Origin of the sequence: Nitrobacter sp. NHB1 (assembly GCF_036964665.1) — a bacterium.
GTDB lineage: Bacteria > Pseudomonadota > Alphaproteobacteria > Rhizobiales > Xanthobacteraceae > Nitrobacter.
The window spans coordinates 1,295,279-1,321,587 of sequence record NZ_JBAMDA010000001.1 but is presented as its reverse complement, the minus strand read 5'-3'; the positions used below and the strand labels follow the sequence as shown (position 1 = coordinate 1,321,587).

Sequence of the window (26,309 nt, the reverse complement as noted above, 5' to 3'; positions counted from 1 at the left end):
CCCATACCACAGGTTGCCGCGGCGATGACAGAGGGACAGGAGCGGTCGGCCTGCCCGGACGGACCATTTTGACGGTCAGAATCGGACCACCAGGGCCGCACGCCGGGCCGGCTACGCGTCTTTCAGATAGTAATTCGCCTGCTTGCCGAGCGCGATGCGACGCAGGATTCGCCGCATCGCCATCGAACCGCGCAACGGCCGGACCGCCGTCGTCGCCGTGCGATAGAACGCCAGCTTGACCGCATCGAACGCGGGCCGCGCGCCCGGCGGCTGCTGCGGCCAGCCGAGGCGGCGCAGCATGGAATTGAAGTAGTGCAGATCGTTGACGCGGCGGACCTCGCGCGTCTTCCAGGTGATGGCCATCGAGATCGAGTGCGACCCGGCGGTGCGCACCCAATGTGGCCACTGGTAAGGCACGAAGCAGCCGTCGCCGTCGAACAGGTGAAATTCGGTGCCGCGGCGCGCGAAACTCTCGTCGAATTTCAGATTGCGATGTTTGGTCATTGAGCGCTCGATCTCGTCATCGGACACGAGACTGCGGTCGTTATTGTCGTAAATCGTGAAGAATTTTTCGCCGTGGATATGGACGAAGAAGTTGTCTTCGCTATCGAGATGGAATGGCGTGGTCGAACCCGGAGAGGACACGAACAGAAAGCCCTCGATCTGCTCGAAGCCGGCATCGTGCAGGCCGTCGAAGCCGCGCGCGCGCGCGACCGAAAGCAGTGCATCCTCGAGCAGGCGGCGATATTCGGGCGAGTTCTCCACGTGTTTCAGCACCATCCAGGCGCCGGCGGTTTCGATCCGTTCCACCACCTCGACCGGATCGAGGTCGACCGTCGGGATCGCATCGGGGTCCTGGCTGATTGCGACCTTGCCGGAATTGTACTCGATCAGGTCGCGCGGCAGCTCGGCAGCCAACTGCGCGATGCGCGGCAGCGTCAGCAGCGGATGCCCCGCAAGCTTGTGCCGGATCGCGAAAGGCTTGAGCGGGAAGTCGCGTCGAAGCGCATCGTTGGCAGCGGCGATGACCGGCGTCGGTTCGGAGGCGTTCATGCATTTCTCTCCTGACGTTTGCGGATGACATGAACGGCGCGGCGCGCGGCCACGCGCATCAGCCCGCGCAACGCGATCGCCGCCCTTGCAAGTGGAACGGTGGGGTCGCGGCGGCGAAGCGGGATCAGCACATCGCCGATCGCAAGCCGTCCGCGCCAGATCGGGTCGATCATCGGATGCCCCGGGTTTGCCGTGGAATCCGCCACTGCAATCGCCGGGTCGGCGCAGAGGTGGCGCGTGAGGTCGAGCGTCAACTGCACGCCGGGTGAAAACTTCGCGAAATTTTCGTCGACGCCAAGCTTGAAATAGAATGCGCGGTCCTGATGGCGCAATACGATAGCCGCCGCCACCGGCGTCGGGCCTGCGAGCAACGTTACGATTTCACACTGGCCTCGTTTGGCAAGCGCCGGCGCTGCGCGGCGGATGAAGGCCGCATCGCCGCCATGCTGGAGCAATGCGGTCCCCCGCCGCGCCTTCCAGCCACTGGCTTCCAGCACAAGGAAGGTTTCGAGCGCTTGCGCGACGTCGCCGGGAGCGGACGCGACCTGAAACGAAACCTCGCCATGGTCCGCAAGACGATTGCGCTGGCGGCGCAGCTCCTTGAGCTTCTTGACGCCGAGCGCATCTCGCAGCAATTCATCCGCCTCGCGTGTTGCGTCGAGGCAGGCTCGCACATGGCCATGCAGCGTATGCGGTTTAATGCCGTCGTGTTCGAGCGCTGCCGTGAAGGCCTTCATGGCCGCGCCGTCGAGCGCGACGTTGCGCAGGATCAGCGCGTGCTGACCGATGGCGCGCGCCTCGCGCAGCAGCGTCGTCGCGGCTTCATTCGCGAGGCCGTCGCCGAGCAGCGGGGTGCAGAGGGTTCCATAGGGATCGGCGCTGACCAGAACGGAAAACGGAATCCGGTAGGCTCTCCAGGCGGAGATCACGGGGATCAGGCCGATGAGAGCGTCGGCACCGGACTCCGCGGACCTGCCGTTATGTGCCGTCAGTGCGGACGCGTTGGTCCGGTCGCGCGCCGACGCGTCGAGTGGCAGTTCCCAGTCGGCGAGGTAGTAGGCGTTCGGCTCGACAGCGCGGTCGGCAAGCGTTCGCCATTGGTCGATGTCGATTGAGGCGAGTGCCGTGGCCCCGCGGGGTGTTGCGCTCCAGGACGGACGCGCAGCGAACCTGCTCATCGATGGGCGACGAATCGGAGCCCAATTGACCATATCGACCATGTCCCCAATCCCCATTTGCGATGGATTACGAGATCACAGGGGCGCAGCCGTGCACCGCCGCCACCTTGCTCGCGGCAGACGCTATTTGCAACATTCGAAGATAACGTTGGTTCCGACACCAAATATACGCATCGGCGTTAACCGCACGTTCACCGTGGCGACGAGGCCGAACCTGACTGTTCCGCTTGCGTTCAACAGTGGTGCCCAAAACTCACGAACATCCGAGCCGCACCACGCCGTCTCCGCCAGTACGGGCGTCGAGATCCTCACCATTGTGAGAAATGTCTGCGACTTGCCACGACGTCAGCCGCGGCGAGGCGCTTGAAACCGAAAGGATCGGGCGTCTATGGTATGGGCGTGAGTTCGGTGAGGCCGGGGCCATGGCGCGGCGTTTATCCGCCATCCCCGGTATTGTCGCTCGCGTTCCGACCTTCAACAATCGAGCGGCCCCGGTGCCGGCAGGGAGGAGTTTTGATGAAGGTTCTACGCGCATCCATGCTGATGGCGGTCCTGTTGTCGGGGCCGGCCTTTGCCCAGGCGCCGCATCTCAACCTGCTTACCGACGGACCCGGCAAGACGCAGGAAGAGATCGAGAAACAGAAGGCGATCGAAAAAGCCTACAAGGATACGCTGCGAACGATCCCCGACGCTGCGGTAGCCAACGATCCGTGGGGTGGCGTGCGAAACGAGCACCAGCCCAAGGCCAGCACCAAAAACAAGCCAAAGTCCAGGATAGGGGCCGCAGGCGGCACGGCAAATTAGATGGTTTTCCGGGTTTTGACGGTGCGGTCTTTTCGTAACGGACGCGGCTGGTTGCCGATGTACGGGCTTAGCGAAACCTGACGCCGATCCGCTTTTCCTTGCGCCAGATCACGCGACATTGGTGTCGTTTATGGTCGGCCGGCATGAGAAGCGTGAACTCATCCGGGATGCCGACCGGACTGGCAACGTCCAGCGCCGCGCCGTCCTGCGACAGGTTACGGACGGTACAGTCGATCGCGCCGCCGTGGACCTCGATGGTTCCGGCCTTCAGAACACGGCTCCGCGCCGTCATCCGTTTTTCAGTCATCCGAGTCTGCCGCGTTCGACAGTGACGACCCTCGAAACAACAACGTCACCGGAGCGGAATATGATCGCCCGGTGACGCTGTGCCTAGACTGGGCAATGCAATCCCCCAGCATATTCTCTGTCGCCGCACCGCGCGAAAGGTTCAAGCTGCATTGTAAACAGAAACAGGTGAAACCTTCTGCATTTTGGCTGGAGTACGGGTGAAAGCTACTGCCGGTCCAGATCGTGTAGGGGATTGCCCGGCTGGTCCGCCGCCCCGGAGGGATCGCGGGGCCCAGGATCATGGCGCAATGTCGTCTGCCGCCGCCCGGCTGGTCCGATAGCCAATCCGGGAAAGCCTGTCCGAAAGTTTTGATTAAGATTCAGCGCTCATTCTCCGCAAAGTTGTTTTGCGTATCGGGAGAAATGTCATGCTGACCACCGAACCTGGTTTAGCCCGGAGTTTCCTCAATATTGCGTTCGCCGGCTTTGGCGTGCTCGTCGCTGTGCTGATTGGGGTGGCGCTGGCCTGAAACACCTGCAAGATACTCACGGCCAGCCAAGGGGCAGCAGACATTTGTCCGGGACGCTGCAGCTCAATCGACTGGAGCGACCGACGTGAGTAACAGCAGCGGCATGGACAAGGGATTGCTGGCCCTGATCCAGAACGTTTTGGGGCCGCGCCATAACGCGCCGCCGCCTCAGCCAGAACTGCCGGAAGGCGATTCGCCCGCTCCACCGGAATCGCTCCGGACCGAAACCCGGCGAGAGGAGGCCGACGGCCCGGCTGTGGAAGCCATCGCCGCGACACTGCCGGATCAACCGGCGGAGAGCTATGACCGCCGCAAAACCGCAGACGAACTGGCGGGCATCATCCTGAAGGCGCTGCAAACGCTCGACGGCGCGCCGGCCCGTGGATTCGTGGTGACCGTCTACGGCGGAAACCCATGGAACGCGATGCTGACGATCAAGCCGGAGGCCGGGCCGATCGCCGATCCGGACTTGTGGCGCTCGCGCGTCCGGGACATGGCGGCGCGGTTACGTCAGGATTTCGACCTGGTGGAGACGTGACCGCCGAATGGAGCAGGGCGGCACGAACGGCGTCGTCGTCCGGTTAAGGCCGCGACCAATAACCGTCAATCGCGTGGGCCAGGAAAATGCCGACGCTCATAATTCCAAAGACGGCGGTGATCGTTTCCAACATCGTACTCATCCTACTACCCAGCGCCTGCCAGCAAAGGCAAATCGCCTTGCACAGTCAAAAGGATTCTGGCCGCGCGTCCGACTCCGCTCTGCGCTGATGATTTCTGGCAACACCGCGGTTGGCTGACCTCGTCTGTCCGAAGGCAGGTGTGGTCTTCGGATAGTGCCGAGGCCGCGCATCGAGGCGGCCTCCGGTCGATCCGCCGAAAGCGGCGCTATAGCGTTTTCGAGCGAAGCGGGTACCTGTTCGCATGAAGAAAACGCGTCAAATCAAAATCATAGAGCCTCGCTTCTGATTCCATCAGAAGCGAAAAGGCTCTAGACACGGGGGATGGCGTCTGATTTCCCCCGCAGCACGATCAGCGAATAGTCTACTCGCGGCTCCTTCACTACTTGCTATTCGTTATTCGCTTTTTAGGGCTGACGTGGCGCTTTGCGTTCGCTATAGAGGCTCCCGCTAGGAGTGTAGCTCAATTGGTAGAGCACCGGTCTCCAAAACCGGGGGTCGCAGGTTCGAGCCCTGCCACTCCTGCCAGTTAATTCGTTGAAATGCCCGTGCTTTGCGACCGTTATCCCAAGCGGGCCGCAGGCCATACCCTTGACCTTTCGATCTGCCGGCAGTAGATAACCGCACCTGCTGTCGGCCCGCTTTGACGGATATCCGACGCGGCCCTGAATTCCCCGGACAGTCGAGCCCGCTTGGCGGCTCTGCCCTCGAAGAGAGGGTTGGGCGCCCGAGAGGGCTGTCCGGATATCCGAAATCAGACCGGCATAAGACGAAAGCGGATTATCAACGATGGCTTTCAGCCCGTTCAAATTCCTGCAGGAAGTGCGCACGGAGACCGCGAAGGTCACCTGGCCGTCCCGTCGCGAGACCACGGTCACGACGATCATGGTGTTCGTGATGGTGGCGCTGGCGTCGCTCTTCTTCTTCTTCTCGGATCAGATTATCCGCATTTTCATCACGTTCGTGCTCGGCCTTCATTAACGACACGAATGACACGCGCACGGAACTGAACAATGAGCATGCGCTGGTACATCGTCCACGCCTATTCAAACTTCGAAAAGAAGGTCCTGGAATCGATCCGCGAGCAGGCCAAGCAGCGGGGGCTCGAGGATCTCTTCGAGCAGGTGCTGGTGCCGACCGAGAAGGTCACTGAAATCAGGCGCGGCCGCAAGGTCGATGCCGAGCGCAAGTTTTTCCCGGGTTACGTGCTGGTGAAGATGAACCTCACCGACGAGGCGTTCCATCTCATCAAGAACACCCCGAAAGTCACGGGCTTCCTCGGCGCCGAGAACAAGCCGATGCCGATTTCGGAAGCCGAGGCTATGCGCATCCTGCATCAGGTGCAGGAAGGCGTGGAGCGGCCGAAGGCGTCGGTGTCGTTCGAGATCGGTGAGAACGTCCGCGTGGCCGATGGCCCGTTCGCGTCGTTCTCCGGCGTGGTGGAAGAAATCGACGAGGCGCGCTCGCGCGTGAAGGTCGCGGTGTCGATCTTCGGCCGTGCAACGCCGGTCGAACTGGAGTTCGGTCAGGTCGAGAAGGTTTAGGCTGGAATTGCCGTCATCACCGGGCTCGACCCGGTGATCCATCATCTCCATCATCTTCGCAAGATCCTTGTGAAATTTGATGGATGCCCGGATCAAGTCGGGGCATGACGTGTGGAGAGAAATCTCCGAAGACCCGTGGGAGGAGACAGCCGGTCGCCAGCCGGCCTGTCGAACCGCACCACGGTCCCTGAAGGTCCGGATGGTCCGGGCCATTGAAGGAGTGACGCATGGCAAAGAAAGTGACCGGATACCTGAAATTGCAGGTGCCGGCCGGTGCGGCGAACCCGTCGCCACCGATCGGTCCCGCGCTCGGTCAGCGCGGTCTCAACATCATGGAATTCTGCAAGGCATTCAACGCCCAGACGCAGAAGGAAGAAAAGAACACGCCGATCCCGGTGGTGATTACGATCTATGCCGATCGATCCTTCACCTTCGAGATGAAGACCCCGCCGATGGCCTACTTCCTCAAGCAGGCAGCGAAGATCCAGTCCGGATCAAAGGCGCCGGGCCGTGATTCCGCCGGCCAGGTGACCAAGGCGCAGGTGCGCGAGATCGCCGAGAAGAAGATGAAGGACCTCAATTGCGACACCGTCGACGCGGCCATGAGCATGGTCGAGGGGTCCGCCCGCTCAATGGGCCTTCAGGTGGCGGAGTAACGAACCATGGCAACCGGAAAACGTTTGAAGAAAGCCCGCGAAGGCATTGATCGGGAAAAGCTTTATCCTATCGCCGAAGCGATCAAGTTGATCAAGGAACGCGCCAAATCGAAATTCGACGAGACCATCGAGATCGCGATGAATCTCGGCGTCGATCCGCGTCACGCCGACCAGATGGTGCGCGGCGTTGTCAGTCTGCCGAACGGCACCGGCCGCACGCTGCGCGTCGGCGTGTTCGCGCGCGGCGCCAAGGCCGAGGAAGCCAAGGCTGCGGGCGCCGACGTCGTCGGCGCGGAAGATCTGGTCGAGACGGTGCAGGGCGGCACGATCGCTTTCGATCGCTGTATCGCCACGCCGGACATGATGCCGCTGGTCGGCCGTTTGGGTAAGGTGCTCGGTCCGCGCGGCATGATGCCAAACCCGAAAATCGGCACGGTGACCATGGATGTCGCCGGCGCCGTAAAGGGTGCCAAGGGCGGGTCGGTCGAATTCCGCGTCGAGAAGGCCGGCATCGTGCAGGCCGGTATCGGCAAGGCCTCGTTTTCGGAAGAGAAACTCGTCGAGAACGTCAAGGCATTGGCGGACGCGGTGGCGAAGGCGAAGCCCGCCGGCGCCAAGGGCACCTACATCCAGCGCATTGCGGTGTCCTCGAGCATGGGACCGGGCGTCAAGGTCGAGCCGGGAACCGTGCTCGGCTGAGGCCGGAAATCGCTGCGACAAACGAAGATGGCGGGATCGGGATGTCCGATTCCGTTTTTTTTCGGAAGTTGTCTGAAGGCGAGGCTCGCGAGACGCGCATTTCGCGTTTCGGGAGTTTCCGACGCGTGCTTCTCGCTCTCCGGTATCGATCAGACTCCTGTATCGAATCAGATGTGCAACTGGCCGGAAATTTGCATAATTTAGGTCTTGGCAACCTGCCAAAGACTCGCTAAACAACGGGCTCCAGATGTGCTGGCGGTTGCTGGCACGTCTGTGTTCGCATTCCTAAACCCCGCTTTGCTAGGAGACCATTCCTTTCCTGTCATCCGCATGGATTGCTCGAAAGGGAGGTCACTGATGTTTGCTGGGTGGGTGCGGACAGGAATCCCGACGGACCATTGAAGGTTTGCCGGCGATTTCGATCCTGTCCGAGACTGCAGGCGCCCGCGGCGAACGCAAGTTTGTCCAACGGCTTAATCGCGTGGCCTGCATAGACGGGTGAAGACCGGATTTTGCTTTATCACCGCCGCGAGCGGTGGTGCGAATTGGGTTCGAACCTCGACACCCCGTGCTATCCGGCCGCCAGGCCGTCAGGCTCGGGAGGGCAGGCTACTGAATTGTCGTCGCGCCCGACGTGTCTTGAGGCAGATGTCTTGGGATCAGGTTTTGGGCGGGACGATGGGTGTAACCCGGCGGTCCTTGCCTCGCGCACAGACCGCCAACCGGAGAGAGCTTGCTGTGGAACGAGCGGCAAAAAAAGAGGCGGTCGAGGCGCTGAACGAGGTCTTCAAGACCACGGGCGTTGCGGTCGTTGCTCATTATTCCGGCCTCACCGTGGCCCAGATGCAGAAGCTGCGCATGCAGATGAAGCAGGCGGGTGCGTCGGTGAAGGTCTCGAAGAACCGTCTCGCCAAAATTGCTCTTGAAGGCACAGACGTCGTTGCCATCGGCTCCCTGCTGAAGGGGCCGACCGTGATCGCGACTTCCAGCGATCCGGTGGCGGCGCCGAAGGTTGCCGTCGAATTCGCCAAGACGAACGAAAACTTCGTCATTCTCGGCGGCTCGATGGGTAAAACCGTCCTGAACGTCGACAGCGTCAAGGCTCTCGCCTCGCTGCCGTCGCTCGATGAACTGCGCGGCAAGCTCATCGGCCTCATTGTGGCGCCGGCGACCAAGATCGCTCAGCTCTCGACTGCGCCTGCGGCCAAGCTCGCACGCGTCGTTCAGGCCTATGCCTCAAAGAGCGAGGCGGCGTGAGGCCCTTCGCACATCAAACCTGGTTCGAACCAAAGCGTTTAAGGAAACAGATCAATGGCTGACTTGCAGAAAATCGTAGATGACCTTTCGAGCCTCACGGTGCTCGAGGCCGCGGAACTCGCGAAGCTTCTCGAAGAAAAGTGGGGCGTGTCGGCTGCGGCAGCGGTTGCCGTGGCTGCTCCGGGTGCTGGCGGCGCGGCTGCGGTGGTCGAAGAGCAGACCGAGTTCACCGTCGTGCTCGCGGCTGCCGGCGACAAGAAGATCGAGGTCATCAAGGAAGTCCGTGCGATCACGGGTCTCGGCCTCAAGGAAGCCAAGGACCTCGTCGAGGGCGCTCCCAAGCCTGTCAAGGAAGGCGTTGCCAAGGACGAAGCCGAGAAGCTCAAGGCCCAGCTCGAGAAGGCTGGCGCCAAGGTTGAGCTGAAGTAACCGCAGGTGACGTGAGCGAAATCCGGGTTTTCTCGTCAGGCTTGACGAGCGCGAATCGAGGCCCGGGGATAGCTTCATCGAAGACGTCATGGCCGGAGTCCGGCCATGACACGGTGATGTGAATTGGATTTCCCGGATGGCGCGATCGGACACGCGCTTTCCGGGCACGATCGCCGGGCTGGGGTCCGGTCGGTTGTACACAGAAAAGTGTGGGGATTCAGGGGAACCGCCCCTCGTATCGCCACGATGCCATCCCATATCGGGAGGGCAGCACGAAAGCACAGCGGATGATGGGAACGGCGGCATTCCCTCACGAGCTGTTGGGAGAGCAGCGATTTCGGGCTTTTTCGGTCCGCTTGGAGATGATTTTGACGAGCAGGGTGCATTCATGCACCCGGCGCGTTGTTTTGCGTTCTGCGAGCCTGGCGTTCCAGTTCAGGATTGAAATCCTGACATTTGCGTTCCGCTCTTGAGCGTTCCGAGATTCACCCCGGAGGCGATGCCAATCGCGCTTTGGAAGGTTCGCCCCTCACGGGCGACGACATGAGAGGCCACGATGGTGCAGCAGACGTTCACCGGTCGCAAGCGGGTTCGCAAGTTTTTCGGGCATATTCGGGAAGTCGCCGAGATGCCGAACCTGATCGAGGTTCAGAAGGCGTCCTACGACCAGTTCCTGATGGTCAACGAACCGGAGGGCGGCCGGCTCGACGAGGGGCTGCAGGCGGTTTTCAAGTCGGTGTTTCCGATCAACGATTTCTCGGGTACCTCGCAGCTCGAATTCGTGCGCTACGAGTTCGAGGCGCCGAAGTACGACGTTGACGAGTGCCGCCAGCGCGGCATGACCTATGCCGCCCCGCTGAAGGTGACGCTGCGCCTCATCGTGTTCGATATCGACGAGGAAACCGCCGCGAAGTCGGTGAAGGACATCAAGGAGCAGGACGTCTACATGGGCGACATTCCGCTCATGACCATGAATGGCACCTTCGTCGTCAACGGCACCGAGCGCGTCATCGTCTCGCAGATGCATCGTTCGCCCGGCGTGTTCTTCGATCACGACAAGGGCAAGACCCATTCGTCCGGCAAGCTGCTGTTCGCCGCGCGCGTGATTCCCTATCGCGGCTCGTGGCTCGACATCGAGTTCGACGCCAAGGATATCGTGTTCGCGCGCATCGACCGCCGCCGCAAGATTCCGGTGACGTCGCTGATGTTCGCCCTCGGCCTCGACGGCGAGGAGATCCTGAGCACGTTCTACAAGAAGATCATATACAAGCGCGCCAAGTCCGGAAGCAACGCGGACGGCTGGCGCGTACCCTATGATCCGGTACGCTTCCGCGGCTACTCCACGTTGAACGATTTGATCGATGCCGACTCCGGCAAGGTCGTGCTCGAGGCCGGCAAGAAGCTCACGGTCCGCGCCGCCCGCCAGCTCCAGGAGAAGGGGCTGAAGGTGCTGCGCATGAGCGACGAGGAGTTGGTCGGCATGTATCTCGCCGAGGATCTCGTCAATCCGAAGACCGGCGAAATCTATGCCGAAGCCGGCGAGGAAATCACCGAGAAGTCGCTGAAGGCGCTGAACGAGCACGGCTACAAGGAGCTGCCGCTGCTCGACATCGACCACGTCAATGTCGGTCCCTACATTCGCAACACGCTCTCCGCCGACAAGAACCTGACGCGCGAGGATGCGCTGTTCGACATCTACCGGGTGATGCGCCCGGGCGAGCCGCCGACGTTGGAGTCGGCGCAGAACATGTTCCAGTCGCTGTTCTTCGACAGTGAGCGCTACGACCTGTCCGCGGTCGGTCGCGTCAAGATGAACATGCGCCTCGACCTCGATGCGCCGGATACCTACCGCACGCTGCGCAAGGAAGACATCCTGGCCGTCATCAAGACGCTGGTCGACCTGCGCGACGGCAAGGGCGAGATCGACGATATCGACCATCTCGGCAACCGCCGCGTGCGCTCGGTCGGCGAGCTGATGGAAAATCAGTACCGCGTCGGCCTCTTGCGCATGGAGCGCGCCATCAAGGAGCGCATGTCCTCGGTCGATATCGACACCGTGATGCCGCAGGACCTGATCAACGCGAAGCCAGCGGCCGCCGCGGTGCGCGAGTTCTTCGGCTCCTCGCAGCTCTCGCAGTTCATGGACCAGACCAACCCGCTCTCGGAGATCACCCACAAGCGCCGCCTTTCGGCGCTCGGGCCGGGCGGTCTGACCCGCGAACGCGCCGGCTTCGAGGTGCGCGACGTGCACCCGACGCACTACGGCCGCATCTGCCCGATCGAGACGCCGGAAGGCCCGAACATCGGCCTCATCAACTCGCTCGCGACGTTCGCGCGCGTCAACAAATACGGCTTCGTCGAGACGCCGTATCGCAAGGTGAAGGACGGCCGCGTCACCGACGAGGTGGTCTATCTCTCGGCGATGGAGGAGGGCCGCTATCACGTCGCGCAGGCCAACCTGCCGCTCGACAACCGCGGCCGTTTCACCGAAGACCTCGTGGTCTGCCGTCACGCCGGCGAAGTGCTGCCGGTGACGTCGGACAAGGTCGACTTCATGGACGTGTCGCCCAAGCAACTCGTTTCGGTCGCCGCGGCGCTGATCCCGTTCCTCGAGAACGACGACGCCAACCGCGCGCTGATGGGCTCGAACATGCAGCGTCAGGCGGTGCCGCTGGTGCGCGCGGAGGCGCCGTTCGTCGGCACCGGCATGGAAGGCGTGGTCGCCCGCGACTCGGGCGCCGCTATCGCCGCGCGCCGCTCGGGCGTGATCGATCAGATCGACGCCACCCGCGTCGTCATCCGCGCCACCGAGGATCTCGACCCGACCAAGTCTGGCGTCGATATCTATCGTCTCATGAAGTACCAGCGCTCGAACCAGTCGACCTGCATCAACCAGCGTCCGCTGGTGAAGGTCGGCGACGTCGTCAAGAAGGGCGACATCATCGCCGACGGTCCGTCGACCGATCTCGGCGAACTCGCGCTCGGCCGCAACGTGCTGGTCGCGTTCATGCCGTGGAACGGTTACAACTTCGAGGATTCGATCCTGCTCTCCGAGCGGATCGTCAAGGAAGACGTCTTCACCTCGATTCATATCGAGGAATTCGAGGTGATGGCCCGCGACACCAAGCTGGGCCCTGAGGAAATCACCCGCGACATTCCAAACGTGTCGGAAGAGGCGCTGAAGAACCTCGACGAAGCCGGCATCGTCTACATCGGCGCCGAGGTCCGCGCGGGCGACATCCTGGTCGGCAAGATCACGCCGAAGGGCGAAAGCCCGATGACGCCGGAAGAGAAGCTGTTGCGCGCCATCTTCGGCGAGAAGGCCTCCGACGTCCGCGACACCTCGCTACGTGTACCTCCGGGCGTGCAGGGCACGATCGTCGAGGTCCGCGTCTTCAACCGTCACGGCGTCGACAAGGACGAGCGTGCGCTGGCGATCGAGCGGGAAGAAATCGAGCGTCTCGCCAAGGACCGCGACGACGAGCAGGCGATTCTGGACCGCAACGTCTACGGCCGCCTCGCCGATCTGCTCGAAAACCGCCAGGGCATTGCCGGTCCGAAAGGCTTCAAGAAGGACACCAAGATCACCCGCTCGGTGATCGAGGAATATCCGAAGTCGCAGTGGTGGCTGTTCGCGTCGCCGAACGACAAGCTGATGGCCGAGATCGAGGCCATGCGGAAGCAGTACGACGAGTCGAAGAAGGGTCTCGAACAGCGGTTCCTCGACAAGGTCGAGAAACTGCAGCGTGGCGATGAATTGCCGCCCGGCGTGATGAAGATGGTCAAGGTCTTCGTCGCGGTGAAGCGCAAGATTCAGCCAGGCGACAAGATGGCCGGTCGTCACGGCAACAAGGGCGTGGTGTCGAAGATCGTTCCGATCGAGGACATGCCATTCCTCGAGGACGGCACCCACGCCGACATCGTGCTCAATCCGCTCGGCGTTCCCTCGCGCATGAACGTCGGCCAGATTCTCGAAACGCATCTCGGCTGGGCCTGCGCCGGCCTCGGCAGGCGGATCGGGCAGGCCGTCGATGCCTATCTCGCGAGCGCGAAGCAGGAAACCAAGCCGCTCAAGGAGACGCTCAAGAAGGTCTACGGCGACAACGAGACCATCAAGTCGCTCAACGATCATGAACTCGTCGAACTCGGCCGCAATCTCAGTCGCGGCGTGCCGATTGCGACGCCTGTGTTCGACGGCGCCAAGGAAGCCGACATCGAGCAGATGCTCGAACTGGCGGGCATGGACAAGTCGGGTCAGTCGATCGTCTACGACGGGCGGACCGGCGACACGTTCGATCGCAAGGTCACGGTGGGCTATATCTACATGCTCAAGCTGCACCACCTCGTGGACGACAAGATCCACGCGCGCTCGATCGGACCCTACTCGCTCGTCACCCAGCAGCCGCTGGGCGGCAAGGCGCAGTTCGGCGGCCAGCGTTTCGGCGAAATGGAGGTGTGGGCGCTCGAGGCTTACGGCGCCGCGTACACGCTTCAGGAAATGCTGACGGTGAAATCGGACGACGTCGCAGGCCGCACCAAGGTCTACGAGGCTATCGTGCGCGGCGATGACACCTTCGAGGCGGGCATTCCGGAATCGTTCAACGTGCTGGTCAAGGAAATGCGTTCGCTGGGCCTGAATGTCGATCTGCACAATTCCAAGATCGGCAACACGACACCGACATCCGAGGCGGCCGAATGATGCGCGGCCGCCGGCTGCACATCGGCGAATAGCGAATAGGGAATAGCAACAGGCGGATAATGACGGACGGCAAGTCAAGCGGACTATTCGCTACTCGCCATTCGCTATTCGCTTTCTCCCCAGGAGAAGACCATGAACCAAGAAGTGATGAATTTATTCAATCCGACGACCCCGGCCCAGGTCTTCGACCAGATCCGGATTTCGATCGCGTCGCCGGAGAAAATTCTGTCGTGGTCCTACGGCGAGATCAAAAAGCCGGAGACCATCAACTACCGCACGTTCAAGCCGGAGCGCGACGGCCTGTTCTGCGCCCGCATCTTCGGGCCGATCAAGGATTACGAATGCCTGTGCGGCAAGTACAAGCGCATGAAATACAAGGGCATCATCTGCGAGAAGTGCTCGGTCGAGGTGACGCTGTCGCGCGTGCGCCGCGAGCGCATGGGCCATATCGAACTGGCCGCGCCGGTTGCCCATATCTGGTTTTTGAAGTCGCTGCCGTCCCGTATCGGCCTTTTGCTCGACATGACGCTGAAGGACCTCGAGCGGATTCTCTATTTCGAATACTACGTCGTTCTCGAGCCGGGTCTCACCGCGCTCAAGGACCGACAGTTGCTGTCGGAAGAGGAATACCTTCGCGCGCAGGACGAGTACGGCCAGGACAGCTTCACCGCCATGATCGGCGCCGAAGCGATCCGCGAACTGCTGAAGGGGCTTGAACTCGAGAGGCTCGAGGCGGAACTGCGCGCCGAGATGCATGCGACCGAGTCCGATATACGGCACAAGAAGCTCGCGAAGCGTCTGAAGATCGTCGAGGCCTTTCGCTTCTCCGGCAACAAGCCGGAGTGGATGATCCTCACCGTGGTGCCGGTGATTCCGCCGGACCTGCGTCCGCTGGTGCCGCTCGACGGTGGCCGCTTCGCAACCTCCGATCTCAACGATCTGTATCGCCGCGTCATCAACCGCAACAACCGCCTGAAGCGGCTGATGGAGTTGCGTGCGCCCGACATCATCATCCGCAACGAGAAGCGTATGCTTCAGGAAGCGGTCGACGCGCTGTTCGACAACGGCCGCCGCGGCCGCGTCATCACCGGCGCCAACAAACGCCCGCTGAAATCGCTCGCCGACATGCTGAAGGGCAAGCAGGGACGCTTCCGGCAGAACCTGCTCGGCAAGCGTGTCGACTATTCCGGCCGCTCGGTTATCGTCGTCGGCCCCGAACTGAAGCTGCACCAGTGCGGCCTGCCGAAGAAGATGGCGCTGGAACTGTTCAAGCCGTTCATCTATTCGCGGCTCGATGCCAAGGGTCTGTCCACTACGGTGAAGCAGGCGAAGAAGCTCGTTGAAAAGGAGCGTCCCGAGGTCTGGGATATTCTCGACGAGGTCATTCGCGAGCATCCGGTGCTGCTGAACCGCGCGCCGACCTTGCATCGCCTCGGCATCCAGGCGTTCGAGCCGGTGCTGATCGAGGGTAAGGCGATCCAGCTTCACCCGCTCGTCTGCGCCGCCTTCAACGCCGACTTCGACGGCGACCAGATGGCCGTGCACGTTCCGCTGTCGCTCGAGGCGCAGCTCGAAGCGCGCGTGCTGATGATGTCGACCAACAACATCCTGCACCCGGCGAACGGCCAGCCGATCATCGTGCCCAGCCAGGACATCGTGCTCGGTCTCTACTACCTCTCGATCATGCGCGAGGGTCTGCCCGGCGAGGGCAAGGTATTCGGCGACATGGCTGAGCTGGAGCACGCGCTGCACTCCAAGGTCATCCATCTTCATACCAGGATCAAGTATCGTTGGGATCACATCGGCGAGGATGGCAAGGCGGTCAAGCGCCTGATCGAAACCACCGCCGGCCGCGTCATGCTCGGCCAGGTGCTTCCGAAGTCGCCGAAGATCTCGTTTGATACCATCAACAAGCTGATGACCAAGCGCGAAATCTCCGGCGTGATCGATCAGGTCTATCGCCACTGCGGTCAGAAGGAGACCGTGATCTTCTGCGACCGGATCATGGCGCTCGGCTTCTACAACGCGTTCAAGGCGGGCATCTCGTTCGGCAAGGACGACATGGTGGTGCCGCACTCGAAGTGGAAGATCGTCGATGCCACGCGCACGATGGCCAAGGATTTCGAGCAGCAGTATAACGATGGCCTGATCACTCACGGCGAGAAGTACAATAAGGTCGTCGACGCCTGGTCGAAGGCGACCGAGGAAATCGCCAAGGAGATGATGAAGGAAATCTCCGCCGTTAAGAAGAATCCGAAAGGCGGCGAGGCGCAGATCAACTCGATCTACATGATGGCCCACTCCGGTGCGCGTGGTTCGCCGGCGCAGATGCGTCAGCTAGCCGGCATGCGCGGCCTGATGGCGAAGCCGTCGGGTGAAATCATCGAGACGCCGATCATCTCCAACTTCAAGGAGGGGCTGTCGGTTCTCGAATACTTCAACTCGACACACGGCGCCCGCAAGGGTCTGGCGGACACCGCGTTGAAGACCGCAAACTCGGGCTACCTGACCCGCCGTCTGGTCGATGTCGCTCAGGACTGCATCATCACGCAGGACGATTGCGGCACCAAGCTCGGTATCAAGATGCGCGCCATCGTTGATTCCGGCACGGTCGTTGCGTCGCTTGGCTCGCGCATCCTTGGCCGCACCGCATGTGAGGACATCCGCGAGGCTGCGACCAACAAGGTGCTGATCAAGCGCAACACCTTGATGGAAGAAAGTCATGTCGATCAGATTTCACGGGCCGGCATCCAGGAGGTCAAGATCCGCTCGGCGCTGACCTGCGAGCTGGTCAACGGCATCTGCGGCAAGTGCTATGGCCGCGATCTGGCCCGCGGTACGCCGGTCAATCACGGTGAGGCGGTCGGCGTCATTGCGGCACAGTCGATCGGCGAGCCCGGCACGCAGCTCACCATGCGTACGTTCCACATCGGCGGCGCGGCGCAGCTCAACGAGCAGTCGGTGATCGAGTCGAACTTCGACGGCAAGATCACGATCAGGAACAAGGCGATCGCGAGAAACGGCGAAGGGCATCTGGTTGCGATGGTGCGCAACATGGTGGTCGCGGTTACCGACGCGGATGGCACCGAGCGTGCGACGCACCGCATCCAGTACGGTGCGCGCATGCACGTCGACGAAGGCGATTTGGTCAAGCGTGGCCAGCGCATCGCCGAGTGGGATCCGTACACCCGGCCGATTCTGACCGAGGTCGAGGGCACCATCGGATTCGAAGACCTGGTCGAAGGTCAGTCGATCTCCGAAACGCTCGATGAATCCACCGGTATCGCCAAGCGCATCGTCATCGACTGGCGCAGCACGCGCGGCGGGGCCGATCTGCGCCCGGCCATCGTGATCAAGGGCAAGGACGGCAAGGTGCTGAAGCTCGCTCGTGGCGGCGACGCCCGCTACATGTTGTCGGTCGACGCCATTCTGTCGGTCGACGTCGGCGCCAAGGTGACGCCCGGCGACATCCTGGCGCGTATCTCGACCGAGAGCGCCAAGACCCGCGACATCACCGGCGGTCTGCCGCGGGTGGCCGAACTGTTCGAGGCCCGCAGGCCGAAGGACGCGGCCATCATCGCGGAAATCGCCGGCACCATCCGGTTCGGCCGCGACTACAAGAACAAGCGTCGTATCTCGATCGAGCCGGTCGACAAGGATGAGGAGGCCCGCGAGTACCTCATTCCGAAGGGCAAGCACATCCATCTGCAGGATGGCGACATCGTCGAGAAGGGTGACTTCATCGTCGAGGGCAATCCGGCGCCGCACGACATTCTGGCAATCAAAGGCATCGAGGAACTCGCTGCCTATCTGGTCAACGAAATCCAGGAAGTCTACCGGTTGCAGGGCGTGCTCATCAACGACAAGCACATCGAGGTGATTGTCCGTCAGATGCTTCAGAAGGTCGAGGTTACCGATCAGGGCGAGACGGACATGATCTCGGGCGAGCAGATCGACAAGATCGAGTTCGACCGGCTCAACGTCAAGGCCAAGGAGGAGGGCAAGAAGATCGCGACGGGAACGCCGGTCCTGCTCGGGATCACCAAGGCGAGCTTGCAGACCCGTTCGTTCTTCTCGGCGGCCTCGTTCCAGGAGACCACGCGCGTGCTCACCGAAGCTGCGGTCAACGGCAAGGTGGACCCGCTCGAGGGACTCAAGGAAAATGTCATCGTTGGCCGGCTGATCCCGGCAGGTACCGGCGCGTCGATGGCCAAGATCCGCGAAGTCGCGGTCAAGCGCGACAAGCTGATTCTCGACGAGCGCGAGAAGCAGGTGGCGATCGTGCCGTCCGCTCCGGAAGCCGAACCGCTGGCGCTTCCGCCGGTGGAGTAGGAATAGCCTGATTTTACGCAAAAAGGGCCGGTGCAAACCGGCCCTTTTTGCGTTGCGTGGCGCCCGGCGGGGCTTTTTTCGGCGAGGCCCGGTTTGTTCATCTTCCCTTCATGTGGAAAGCGCTTTCCCTAGAGCGCTTACCGTTCTGATGGAATCAGAACGGGCGCTCTAAACTATGGAGGGGGCGCATTTCCTTACGGTGAACCGGTTTCCACTTCGCCGGGAAATGCTCTAGGGGCTGCACTCGAAAACAGCACGCGGCGACAGACCAAAAAATTAAACCATCGAGCAAGCTGATGCTCCCTCGATGGACCGAACTTCGCTGGGCAGATTTAGGGAAAGGCCGGATCTGGGCCGCGAAAGCGCCAGGGGCGGATGTCGAAAGAAAGATATGCTTGATCTAGCAATTGTTGGCGGTGGCCCCGGCGGGCTGATGAGCGCATGGCACCTCAGGAAAAAACTCGGAGAACTGTGCCGCGTTACCATCTTTGAAGCTTCCGGCCGCCTCGGCGGCAAGCTGCTGACCCACAAGTTCGAGACCGCGCCGGCGATGTACGAGGCGGGCGTTGCGGAGATCTACGACTACTCGGCGACAGGGCCGGATCCGCTACGCGAACTGATCCAGCATTTCGGATTGCAGACGATTCCGATAGACGCCGGGCAGGTGCAGCTCGACGGCGAACTGCTAGACGACATTCCTGGCATGCGCCGCAAATACGGCGCGGTGACTGCCGATGCGATCGTCGCCTTCCGCAAGCGCTGCGCCGAGATGATGTCGCCGATCGAGTATTACGAAGGCGCGCGCGACAACGAGCACCCTTGGGCGTTCATGACGGCGGAGGAGTTGCTCGACAAGGAGGTCGCGGACCCGGTCGCCAGGCGCTTCTTCAAGGTGATGGCGCGCTCCGATATCGCCACCGAGAGCCACAACACCAACGGGCTGAACGCGCTCAAGAACTTCGTGATGGATGTGGACGGTTACATCGGTCTGTATTCGATCCAGAACGGCAACGAGCAGTTGATCGACTGCCTGAGGGCTGAGGTCGATGCCGACATCCAGCTCAATCACCGCGTCCTCAAGGTCGGCAAGACACCGGCCGGCCGGTATCAACTCAACATGATGAACGGCAAGGGACCGGAGACCCGCGACTTCGATCTCGTCATCATGTGCCTGCCCCATAGCTGGCTCGCGACCGTGGGATGGGATGGCGAGCAGTTGCGCAAGTCGATGGTCAAGCATGTCGCTTACTTCGACCGGCCGGCGCATTACCTTCGCGTTTCGGTCCTGTTCGACGAGCCGTTCTGGGGCGAAAAGATTTCGGGCGCATGGTTTATGTCCGAAGCCTTCGGCGGCTGTTGCGTCTACAACGAGGGCGCGCGGCACGACGTCGGCCGTCACGGCGTGCTGAACTGGTTGATCGCCGGCTCCGACGCGCTGGCGTTCGCAAACCTCAGCGACATGGAGTTGATCGATGCGGCGCTGAAGTCGCTGCCGGCGTCGCTCGGCAATGCGCGCGAGCATTTCCTCGAAGGCAAGATCCATCGCTGGATGTCGTCGGTCAACGCGATTCCCGGCGGCCTTCCGGCGCGCGACGTCATGACCAACCATCGGCCCGAGCCGAAGGCGCATCCGGGCCTGGTTGTTGTCGGCGACTATCTGTTCGATTCGACTCTCAACGGCCTTCTGGATTCGTCGGACGCGGCGACCGACATCGTCGTCACCGAGATGATGAAGCTGCGCCGTGCGCGCGGCGGGAGTCGCGCAACCGCCTTCAACCGGATCGATCGCAATTACTTCGAGAACTATCGCGGCCTCGGGCTTTATCGCGAGGTCTGGCAGCAGTTCAGCGATCCGGACTTTCTGATGAATCTGATCCGGATCGCCTGGAACGGGACGACGAACTGCAAGCTGCTGGTGGCGGGATCCGCGAGCGGCGAACTGGTTGGCGCGTTGCGCGCCCGCGGCATCGATGCCTGGGGCATCGAGAACAACCGCGCGATTCATGCGATGACTCCGGCGGCACTGCAAACGTTTAACCGGTTCGGCTCGATCGTCGACATGCCGTTCGAGGACGGGCAGTTCGATTTCATCTATGAAACGAGCCTCTGCCATGTCCCGGAATCCCAGACGCAGCGGGCGGTTCGCGAGTTGAACCGCGTCGTCAAGACCGGGCTGATCTTCGGCTCCGTCACCAGCGACATGAAGCCGGCGTTGATCGACCGATACGACTTGCTGTGCGGCGTGAAGAAGCTCGGTACCTGGTGGGAGTGGTCTGAAATCTTTTTCAATAACGGTTTCGACCTCGCCATGAACCGCAACGATCGCACCGACGAATTGTGGGCGGCGGCCATCGCAGCCAACAAGGGACCGGATCGGTGGTACGCGGATTCCGAAAGCCTGCGTTACTCGCTGTTCGACAAGGTCGAGGACAGTGCCTGAGTCGTCGTCAGGCGAAACCGGAACATGCATCTGCCTTGATCCGCGGGTGCCTCCGGTCGATCCGGCTTGCCATGGAAGACTTCCGTATTTCACCCGGCGGCCGGTCCGGCCGTTTCGCAACGGTAAAACCCAGTCGTGCTCAAGGTGCCGCCGCTCGACCATTCACTCGTTCCCGATGACGCAGTAACGGCTCCGCCAGAGAGCCCGCCTGCCGAGACCGGGCCGGCGTCCGCGCCGCCAGCGCCGCGCAAACCTCTTCTCGAGTCCCGACCGCATGAGCGTGTCGAGGATAAAGAAGCCGACGATGGGGACGATGGCGAGGAAGGCGAACCCGTCCTCGACGATGATGACGAGGAACTCGTCGTCTATACGGCGCGCGAGGCCGCCGGTGCGGCCGCGACGATCTATGCGTTCATCCGGCCTTTGCTTCGGAATTACCGCAAGGCATTAACCTTCGTCGGTTTCGGCCTGCTGGTCGAGACGGTGTTCAACGTCATCATGCCGCTCAGTCTCAAGTTCCTGATCGACGATGCGCTCGGCGAGGAGGATTTCGGCGTTCTGGTTCGAATCCTGTCGGTGCTCGCGGTCGCCGGCATCGTCACCTCGCTGATCTCGATCTGGTACGAACGCTGGGACGCCTGGCTGTCGTCGTCGATCGTCTCGGAGGTGCGGCAGCGGTTGTTCAATCACGTGCAGGATCTGCCATCGGCATTTTTTGCACGCACCAGACGGGGAGAAATCCTGTCGCGCTTCTCCGTCGATCTCTCGGCATTCGAAGGTGCGACGAAAGCGCTCGTCAGTACGGCGCTGCTTCCGGCGATGGAACTGGTCGCAGGTATTGTTCTGATGCTGTTTTTGAGTTGGCCGTTGGCGGTGGTCGCGTTGCTGATCTTTCCGATCACGTTGATCGGGCCGCGTATCCTGACTCCGAAAGCGGTGCAGGCAAACTACGAGCAGAAGGTCAATGAGTCCGCGATCCTCGGCGTGGTTCAGGAAAACATTGCGGCGCAAGCCCTGGTCAAGGCTTTCAGCCTCCAGCGTCGCGCCCGCGCCTGGTTCACCGTCAGCAACGAGGAGACCAGAAGGAAGATCGCATCCTCCACCTTCCTGTCGAGCATGGTCGAGCGGTCGGTCACCGTCGCCGTGCTGCTGTTGCACCTTGTCGTTCTCGGCATCGGCGCCTATCTCGCGACCAGCGGGCAGATCACGATCGGAACGTTCGTGACGTTTGAAAGTGCGTTCTGGGAAGTCTCATACAATATCGCGCATCTGATGTCCTACGTGCCGGTCTCGATTCAGGCCGCAGCCGCCGTGCGCCACATGGAGGAACTGCTTGACGAGCCGACGCGTGGCGCCGACCGCCCCGGTGCGCCGGACCTGCCGCGCATCAGCCACGACATCACCTTTGATCGCGTGACGTTTCGATATGATGGCGACGAGACACCAGTTCTCAACAATCTCAGTCTGAAGCTCGATGCGGGAAAGCGCATCGCGATTGTCGGACCGAGCGGCTCCGGCAAGAGCACGCTGCTCAATCTGATCCTGCGCCTCTATGTTCCGAACCATGGGCGCGTCACTATCGACGGCGTCGATACCCGTAAGGTGACGCGCGAGTCGCTTCGATCCGGCATGGCGGTGGTGTTCCAGGAGAACATGCTTTTCAACCTGTCGATCCGGGAAAACATCCGTCTCGGCAAGGAAGACGCCAGCGACGAGGAGGTCGAGGCCGCGGCGAAAAAGGCCGAGATCCATCGCTTCATCATGAGCCTGCCCCGACGCTACGACACCGTCGTCGGCGAGCGCGGCGATACGCTGTCGGGTGGCCAGCGCCAGCGGGTGGCGATTGCGCGCGCGATCGTACGCGACCCGTCGATTCTGCTGCTCGACGAGGCGACGTCTGCGCTCGACCAGACCACAGAAGCTGCTATCAATCGTACGCTGCTGAAGGTAGCCAGGGGTCGAACCATGATCTCTTCAACTCACCGCCTGACCTCGGTAGTCGATATGGACGAGATCATCGTCATCAACAGCGGTCGGGCGATCGAACGGGGTTCCCATGCAGAACTGATGAAGGCCAATGGCCTCTACCGCAAGCTGTGGGACGACCAGAGACACGGGCACGATAGCAGCGATGGTGATGACGAGTAGCGCTGCCACATCTGCGCGCGGCGATAGCGTTTTCTTCACGCAAACCGGTGCCCGTCCTCGGGTCAAGCCAGAGGACATGCTTCGCTCGAAAACGCTATCAACAACTTGCGCGTGTTCCGATCGCAAAACCGGCATCCACCTGGAATACGCGCTAAGCAAGCCTGCCTTCGTGGGATTCCGAGCGCGGCGGCGATGCGGATGGCCGGATGCCCGATCCATTCGTCGGTCGTGTCAGGCCCTGTGCCAGCCGTCCGATGAAGCGTGCCCACCGGCGTGCGCGCCACGTCAGGCCGTCGTCGATCGAAAGCGAGCGAAGATGCCAGGCTTTCGCGGTCGACCATGCATCACATGCTGTCTTGACCGGATCGTCGTAGAACATGTCGATCTTGGTGCGGTCCATGCCTTCGGTCGCAAGCCAGTTCGGGATGTGGACGTTGCAAAGTCGCTCGACGTCGGTGAACACCTTGTCGGTGCCGGTGCCCGCGGCCGGGCACGAGGTCGCGAAAGCGTCGCCGACGAGAACGACTCCGGCTTGTCGATGATTGTCCGTGACGTACAGATCCGCCGGCCGGATCTTGATCGGCCCGCTCACCTTGAAACCGCCGGTCATGCGGTCAAGGCCCGGCATTATCGCGCGCATCGTCGCTTCGGGGTTTTCACGAAATTCGCGAAACCAGATGTCGTCCATCGACCGATAGACCATCATGTTGGCCCGCATGGCATTGCCGATCGGAAACATCGAGAGATAGGCCATGCGCGCGTCGGAGCGTTTCGGCCAATAGGTCAGGGCCGGGAAGGGGAATTCCGGTCGATCGACCGGCGCGACATCGAAACCGAGCGTCACCGAATGACATTCGCTGATGATGCGCCGCCTGAGGCCGAGCAGGTGACGCAGGCTGATGCTGAGACCGTTCGCGAGCACGATCAGGCGCGCGGAAATCGTATCGCCACCCGCCAGCACCACGCGCTGGCGTTCACCGCTCGTGGCGACCTCGACGACCTTGGTGTAAAGGGTCTCCACACTGGACGGGATTTGCGCGCGCATGGTGTTGACGAGGGTGTCGTACATCACGCCGTGCTGGTCGCTGGGTTTTTTGGCCACCACGAAACCAAACCGTGCTTCCCAGACTTCGCCGTCCACGGTCGTCGCGCGCAGTATCTCTTCGTCGAGCCCTGTCTTGCGCAATCTCGGAGTTTGAGTGCCGCCGAGCTTTTCGCAGCGCAGGTCTGGAGGATACGCCGTGTGCGGATCGATCATGATCGCAGCAATACCCGCGCGGCCCAGCATCGCGGCTGTGGTCGAGCCGGCCAGCCCGCCGCCAACGATCGCAATGTCGGTATAGCGCATGGATCGGCCCTTGTTCCGCAGGGCTATCATTGCCCCGCAAAAAGCAAATAAACCTTGAAAGATATCGAGTGATCGGGCCTGGATCGGATCGATGCGGCTTAACTGAAAAGCAATGCCGGAGCAACATTATGCCGTCCAAACGGGATCGCTCCAAGGATGATCCAGGGATGATCCAAGGCGTCTGATGATTTCGGTAAATATTTGTTCACCAACGCTGGACATGGCGGCGCCGTGGGACGATCTCGTCCGGCGGGCCTCGTCCAATGTGTTCATGAATCCGGTTGTCCTGACCGTCGCGAACGAGACTGGTTTCGCGCGCATCCAGGTTCTGCTGGCGTGGGACGACAGCACCGGACCCAGGAGGCTGGTCGGTATCTGGGCCTTTCAGGTCCGCAGGATTTCGCCGCTGTGGCCTGCGCTGCTCGAGGCATTGCCGTACAACTACGCCTTCCTCTCAAACCCGGTCGTCGATCCCGCCTATGTCAGCGAGGTCATCCCGGCCTTCCTGTCGGCGATCCGGGACAGCCCGCTGCTGCCCAAGGTGATCAGTCTGAAGTCACTCGATGCGGAGGCTCCGAGCTTCGAGATGCTTGTGAACGCGCTGACGGAGCAGGGAAGCGCGCGGTTTAGATTGACCGAGAGCAGACGGCCTATCGCGACCCCCGACGCTGGCGTGAAACGGTCCGGCTCGACCCGGAAGAAGTTGCGGCAGGATTGGAACCGGCTCTCCGCCGTTGGCGCGGTCGATATCGTCAACAACCGCACGGCAGATACGCGCGAGGCGTTCGAGACGTTCCTGAAGCTGGAAGCCGCTAGCTGGAAAGGAGCGCGCGGTACGGCCTTGCTGTGCAATGCCGCGGACGCGGCCTTCGCCAGACAGATGGTCGCCGCGCTCGCCGAACGTGGCAATGCCTCGGTGGCATTGCTTCGCGTCGATGGCCGCGCCATCGCCGCGCAGGTGCTGATGTATTGTGGCGCTACAGCCTACACCTGGAAAACGGCATTCAGCCCGGACTACGCAAAATATTCGCCGGGCGCGCTGCTGATCGACAGGATCACAGACGACCTGTTTTCCTCCGCCGGGATCGCGGCGATCGATTCCTGTTCGCACGAGGGAAGCTTTATGGCTCAGCTCTGGGCGGGCCGCCGGAAGATGGCCGATCTGCTCATTGATGTCGGCCCGCCTAAATCGCTGGTGTTTTCGCTGGAAGCCATCCGCCAGCAGGGCTATGACCAGCTCCGTCGGTTTCGCGACCGGATTCGAACCGGGTCGGTGCTGGCCGTACCCAAAAGCAAGAAGGTGAGTTTTGCCGCGCATCGCTAGCCGGGCGGGCAGATGTGGCTTGCCGGGTGCCGTCAATCCGGCGCGGCTTGCCTTCGCCTCCCAAATACCCAGATTGTGTCCGCCGGTTTGAACCGCGGCAAGAACCGGTGATCGTAAGACAATGGTGAACAGACTAAAGAACGGCCTGTTGGCGAGCATACCGGACTCGGAATGGCTCGAGATTCAGAGCCTGTGCGAGTCGGTCAAACTGTCACTTGGACGCGTGCTGTACGAACCACGCGGCCCATTCGATTACGTGTACTTTCCGGAAACGGCGATTATCGCCAACGTCGCCCCGCTGAAGGCCGACAAGACGGCCGAAACCTCGACCACCGGACGGGAGGGGGTGGTTAACGTCGGTGCTATCATGGGCGATGACCAATCGATGCACCGAGCTGTCGTCCATGTGTCCGGTGACGCCATCCGCATTTCCTTTCGCGAGTTTCAGGAGCTGCAGGCACGTCTGCCGGTATTCCGGCGCAAGCTCAACGCCTACTCACGTGCGTTTCTCGGGCAAGTGATGCAGTCCGTTGCATGCAACGCCAGCCATACGCTCCTTCAGCGCTGTGCGCGATGGCTGTTGAAGTCTCACGATCGTGTCGAAGGTGACGAGCTTCGATTAACGCAGCAGTTCCTGGCCGAGTTGTTGGTTGTCAGCCGCGTGGCGGTTAACGCAGAGCTAAAAAAATTTCAGCAACAGCAGGCTCTCACATACAACCGCGGCATCATCACGATATTGGACCGAAGGCTATTGGAGCGCACATCCTGCGAGTGCTATCGCGCGGTTCGGCGTGAATACGACAGGCTGCTGCCCGGCTCTTTCACAAAATAATTATCAGCTATGTAAACTAGTTGGCTATCCCGTCGCTGTCTCCATCGGTACATAAAGAAATCCGATAATGG

18 protein-coding genes and 1 tRNA gene are annotated in these 26,309 nt (G+C 61.6%); 15 read left to right on the top strand and 4 right to left on the bottom strand.

What is annotated here, in order from left to right; all coding sequences use genetic code 11:
• Positions 1–111: 111 nt before the first annotated feature.
• Positions 112–1,053, bottom strand: coding sequence for a lysine-specific demethylase (locus tag V4R08_RS06260; protein ID WP_335578550.1), 942 nt, complete (start codon positions 1,051–1,053; stop codon positions 112–114).
• On the bottom strand, positions 1,050–2,273 hold the full coding sequence (locus V4R08_RS06255) for a GNAT family N-acetyltransferase (RefSeq protein WP_335578549.1): 1,224 nt from the start codon (positions 2,271–2,273) through the stop codon (positions 1,050–1,052). The genes V4R08_RS06260 and V4R08_RS06255 overlap by 4 nt, the downstream gene beginning before the upstream one ends.
• A 474-nt stretch (positions 2,274–2,747) precedes the next feature.
• Between V4R08_RS06255 and V4R08_RS06250 the strand changes: the two genes are divergently transcribed.
• Entirely contained in the window at positions 2,748–3,035 is a 288-nt protein-coding gene (locus tag V4R08_RS06250; RefSeq protein WP_335578548.1) for a hypothetical protein, read from the top strand.
• 67 nt (positions 3,036–3,102) lie between these two features.
• Here V4R08_RS06250 and V4R08_RS06245 read toward each other — a convergent pair whose 3' ends face one another.
• Positions 3,103–3,342 (bottom strand): PilZ domain-containing protein, encoded by a 240-nt coding sequence (locus V4R08_RS06245; protein ID WP_011510034.1) that lies wholly within the window; start codon positions 3,340–3,342, stop codon positions 3,103–3,105.
• 596 nt (positions 3,343–3,938) lie between these two features.
• Between V4R08_RS06245 and V4R08_RS06240 the strand changes: the two genes are divergently transcribed.
• From V4R08_RS06240 to V4R08_RS06185, 12 genes are all read left to right on the top strand, one after another.
• On the top strand, positions 3,939–4,391 hold the full coding sequence (locus V4R08_RS06240) for a hypothetical protein (protein WP_335578547.1): 453 nt from the start codon (positions 3,939–3,941) through the stop codon (positions 4,389–4,391).
• 591 nt (positions 4,392–4,982) lie between these two features.
• A tRNA-Trp gene (locus V4R08_RS06235) sits at positions 4,983–5,058 on the top strand.
• 261 nt (positions 5,059–5,319) lie between these two features.
• Positions 5,320–5,511: a preprotein translocase subunit SecE gene (gene secE, locus V4R08_RS06230; RefSeq protein ID WP_335578546.1), complete on the top strand. Its 192-nt coding sequence runs from the start codon at positions 5,320–5,322 to the stop codon at positions 5,509–5,511.
• A 32-nt stretch (positions 5,512–5,543) separates the two neighbouring features.
• The gene (nusG, locus tag V4R08_RS06225; protein ID WP_011510037.1) at positions 5,544–6,074 is read left to right on the top strand and encodes a transcription termination/antitermination protein NusG; all 531 of its coding nucleotides are present in this window, start codon (positions 5,544–5,546) and stop codon (positions 6,072–6,074) included.
• 227 nt (positions 6,075–6,301) lie between these two features.
• Positions 6,302–6,730, top strand: coding sequence for a 50S ribosomal protein L11 (gene rplK / locus V4R08_RS06220; RefSeq protein ID WP_335578545.1), 429 nt, complete (start codon positions 6,302–6,304; stop codon positions 6,728–6,730).
• 6 nt (positions 6,731–6,736) lie between these two features.
• Positions 6,737–7,429: a 50S ribosomal protein L1 gene (rplA, locus tag V4R08_RS06215; RefSeq protein WP_335578544.1), complete on the top strand. Its 693-nt coding sequence runs from the start codon at positions 6,737–6,739 to the stop codon at positions 7,427–7,429.
• Between the two features lie 738 nt (positions 7,430–8,167).
• Entirely contained in the window at positions 8,168–8,686 is a 519-nt protein-coding gene (gene rplJ, locus V4R08_RS06210; RefSeq protein WP_335578543.1) for a 50S ribosomal protein L10, read from the top strand.
• 54 nt (positions 8,687–8,740) lie between these two features.
• On the top strand, positions 8,741–9,115 hold the full coding sequence (rplL, locus tag V4R08_RS06205) for a 50S ribosomal protein L7/L12 (RefSeq protein ID WP_335578542.1): 375 nt from the start codon (positions 8,741–8,743) through the stop codon (positions 9,113–9,115).
• Between the two features lie 556 nt (positions 9,116–9,671).
• A complete protein-coding gene (gene rpoB / locus V4R08_RS06200) occupies positions 9,672–13,814 on the top strand; it encodes a DNA-directed RNA polymerase subunit beta (protein ID WP_335578541.1) in 4,143 nt (1,380 codons plus the stop codon).
• A 132-nt stretch (positions 13,815–13,946) separates the two neighbouring features.
• Positions 13,947–18,146: a DNA-directed RNA polymerase subunit beta' gene (gene rpoC / locus V4R08_RS06195; protein ID WP_335578540.1), complete on the top strand. Its 4,200-nt coding sequence runs from the start codon at positions 13,947–13,949 to the stop codon at positions 18,144–18,146.
• A 391-nt stretch (positions 18,147–18,537) separates the two neighbouring features.
• Entirely contained in the window at positions 18,538–20,586 is a 2,049-nt protein-coding gene (locus V4R08_RS06190; protein WP_335578539.1) for an FAD-dependent oxidoreductase, read from the top strand.
• 135 nt (positions 20,587–20,721) lie between these two features.
• The gene (locus V4R08_RS06185; protein WP_335578538.1) at positions 20,722–22,734 is read left to right on the top strand and encodes an ABC transporter ATP-binding protein; all 2,013 of its coding nucleotides are present in this window, start codon (positions 20,722–20,724) and stop codon (positions 22,732–22,734) included.
• A 151-nt stretch (positions 22,735–22,885) separates the two neighbouring features.
• On the opposite strand, the gene V4R08_RS06180 is transcribed toward V4R08_RS06185, so the two are convergent.
• Positions 22,886–24,082, bottom strand: coding sequence for an FAD-dependent monooxygenase (locus tag V4R08_RS06180; RefSeq protein WP_335578537.1), 1,197 nt, complete (start codon positions 24,080–24,082; stop codon positions 22,886–22,888).
• A gap of 184 nt (positions 24,083–24,266) precedes the next feature.
• Between V4R08_RS06180 and V4R08_RS06175 the strand changes: the two genes are divergently transcribed.
• A complete protein-coding gene (locus tag V4R08_RS06175) occupies positions 24,267–25,406 on the top strand; it encodes a GNAT family N-acetyltransferase (protein WP_335578536.1) in 1,140 nt (379 codons plus the stop codon).
• A gap of 121 nt (positions 25,407–25,527) precedes the next feature.
• Entirely contained in the window at positions 25,528–26,238 is a 711-nt protein-coding gene (locus V4R08_RS06170; protein WP_335578535.1) for a Crp/Fnr family transcriptional regulator, read from the top strand.
• The last annotated feature ends 71 nt before the right edge of the window (positions 26,239–26,309 follow it).

What these genes read in the sequence shown, in the direction of transcription:
- V4R08_RS06260 (WP_335578550.1), bottom strand. Translation starts at nt 1,053, where the DNA reads ATGAACGCCTCCGAACCGACGCCGGTCATCGCCGCTGCCAACGATGCG.
- V4R08_RS06255 (WP_335578549.1), bottom strand. Translation starts at nt 2,273, where the DNA reads ATGGTCGATATGGTCAATTGGGCTCCGATTCGTCGCCCATCGATGAGC.
- V4R08_RS06250 (WP_335578548.1), top strand. Translation starts at nt 2,748, where the DNA reads ATGAAGGTTCTACGCGCATCCATGCTGATGGCGGTCCTGTTGTCGGGG.
- V4R08_RS06245 (WP_011510034.1), bottom strand. Translation starts at nt 3,342, where the DNA reads ATGACTGAAAAACGGATGACGGCGCGGAGCCGTGTTCTGAAGGCCGGA.
- secE (WP_335578546.1), top strand. Translation starts at nt 5,320, where the DNA reads ATGGCTTTCAGCCCGTTCAAATTCCTGCAGGAAGTGCGCACGGAGACC.
- nusG (WP_011510037.1), top strand. Translation starts at nt 5,544, where the DNA reads ATGAGCATGCGCTGGTACATCGTCCACGCCTATTCAAACTTCGAAAAG.
- rplK (WP_335578545.1), top strand. Translation starts at nt 6,302, where the DNA reads ATGGCAAAGAAAGTGACCGGATACCTGAAATTGCAGGTGCCGGCCGGT.
- rplA (WP_335578544.1), top strand. Translation starts at nt 6,737, where the DNA reads ATGGCAACCGGAAAACGTTTGAAGAAAGCCCGCGAAGGCATTGATCGG.
- rplL (WP_335578542.1), top strand. Translation starts at nt 8,741, where the DNA reads ATGGCTGACTTGCAGAAAATCGTAGATGACCTTTCGAGCCTCACGGTG.
- rpoB (WP_335578541.1), top strand. Translation starts at nt 9,672, where the DNA reads ATGGTGCAGCAGACGTTCACCGGTCGCAAGCGGGTTCGCAAGTTTTTC.
- rpoC (WP_335578540.1), top strand. Translation starts at nt 13,947, where the DNA reads ATGAACCAAGAAGTGATGAATTTATTCAATCCGACGACCCCGGCCCAG.
- V4R08_RS06190 (WP_335578539.1), top strand. Translation starts at nt 18,538, where the DNA reads ATGCTTGATCTAGCAATTGTTGGCGGTGGCCCCGGCGGGCTGATGAGC.
- V4R08_RS06180 (WP_335578537.1), bottom strand. Translation starts at nt 24,082, where the DNA reads ATGCGCTATACCGACATTGCGATCGTTGGCGGCGGGCTGGCCGGCTCG.
- V4R08_RS06175 (WP_335578536.1), top strand. Translation starts at nt 24,267, where the DNA reads ATGATTTCGGTAAATATTTGTTCACCAACGCTGGACATGGCGGCGCCG.
- V4R08_RS06170 (WP_335578535.1), top strand. Translation starts at nt 25,528, where the DNA reads ATGGTGAACAGACTAAAGAACGGCCTGTTGGCGAGCATACCGGACTCG.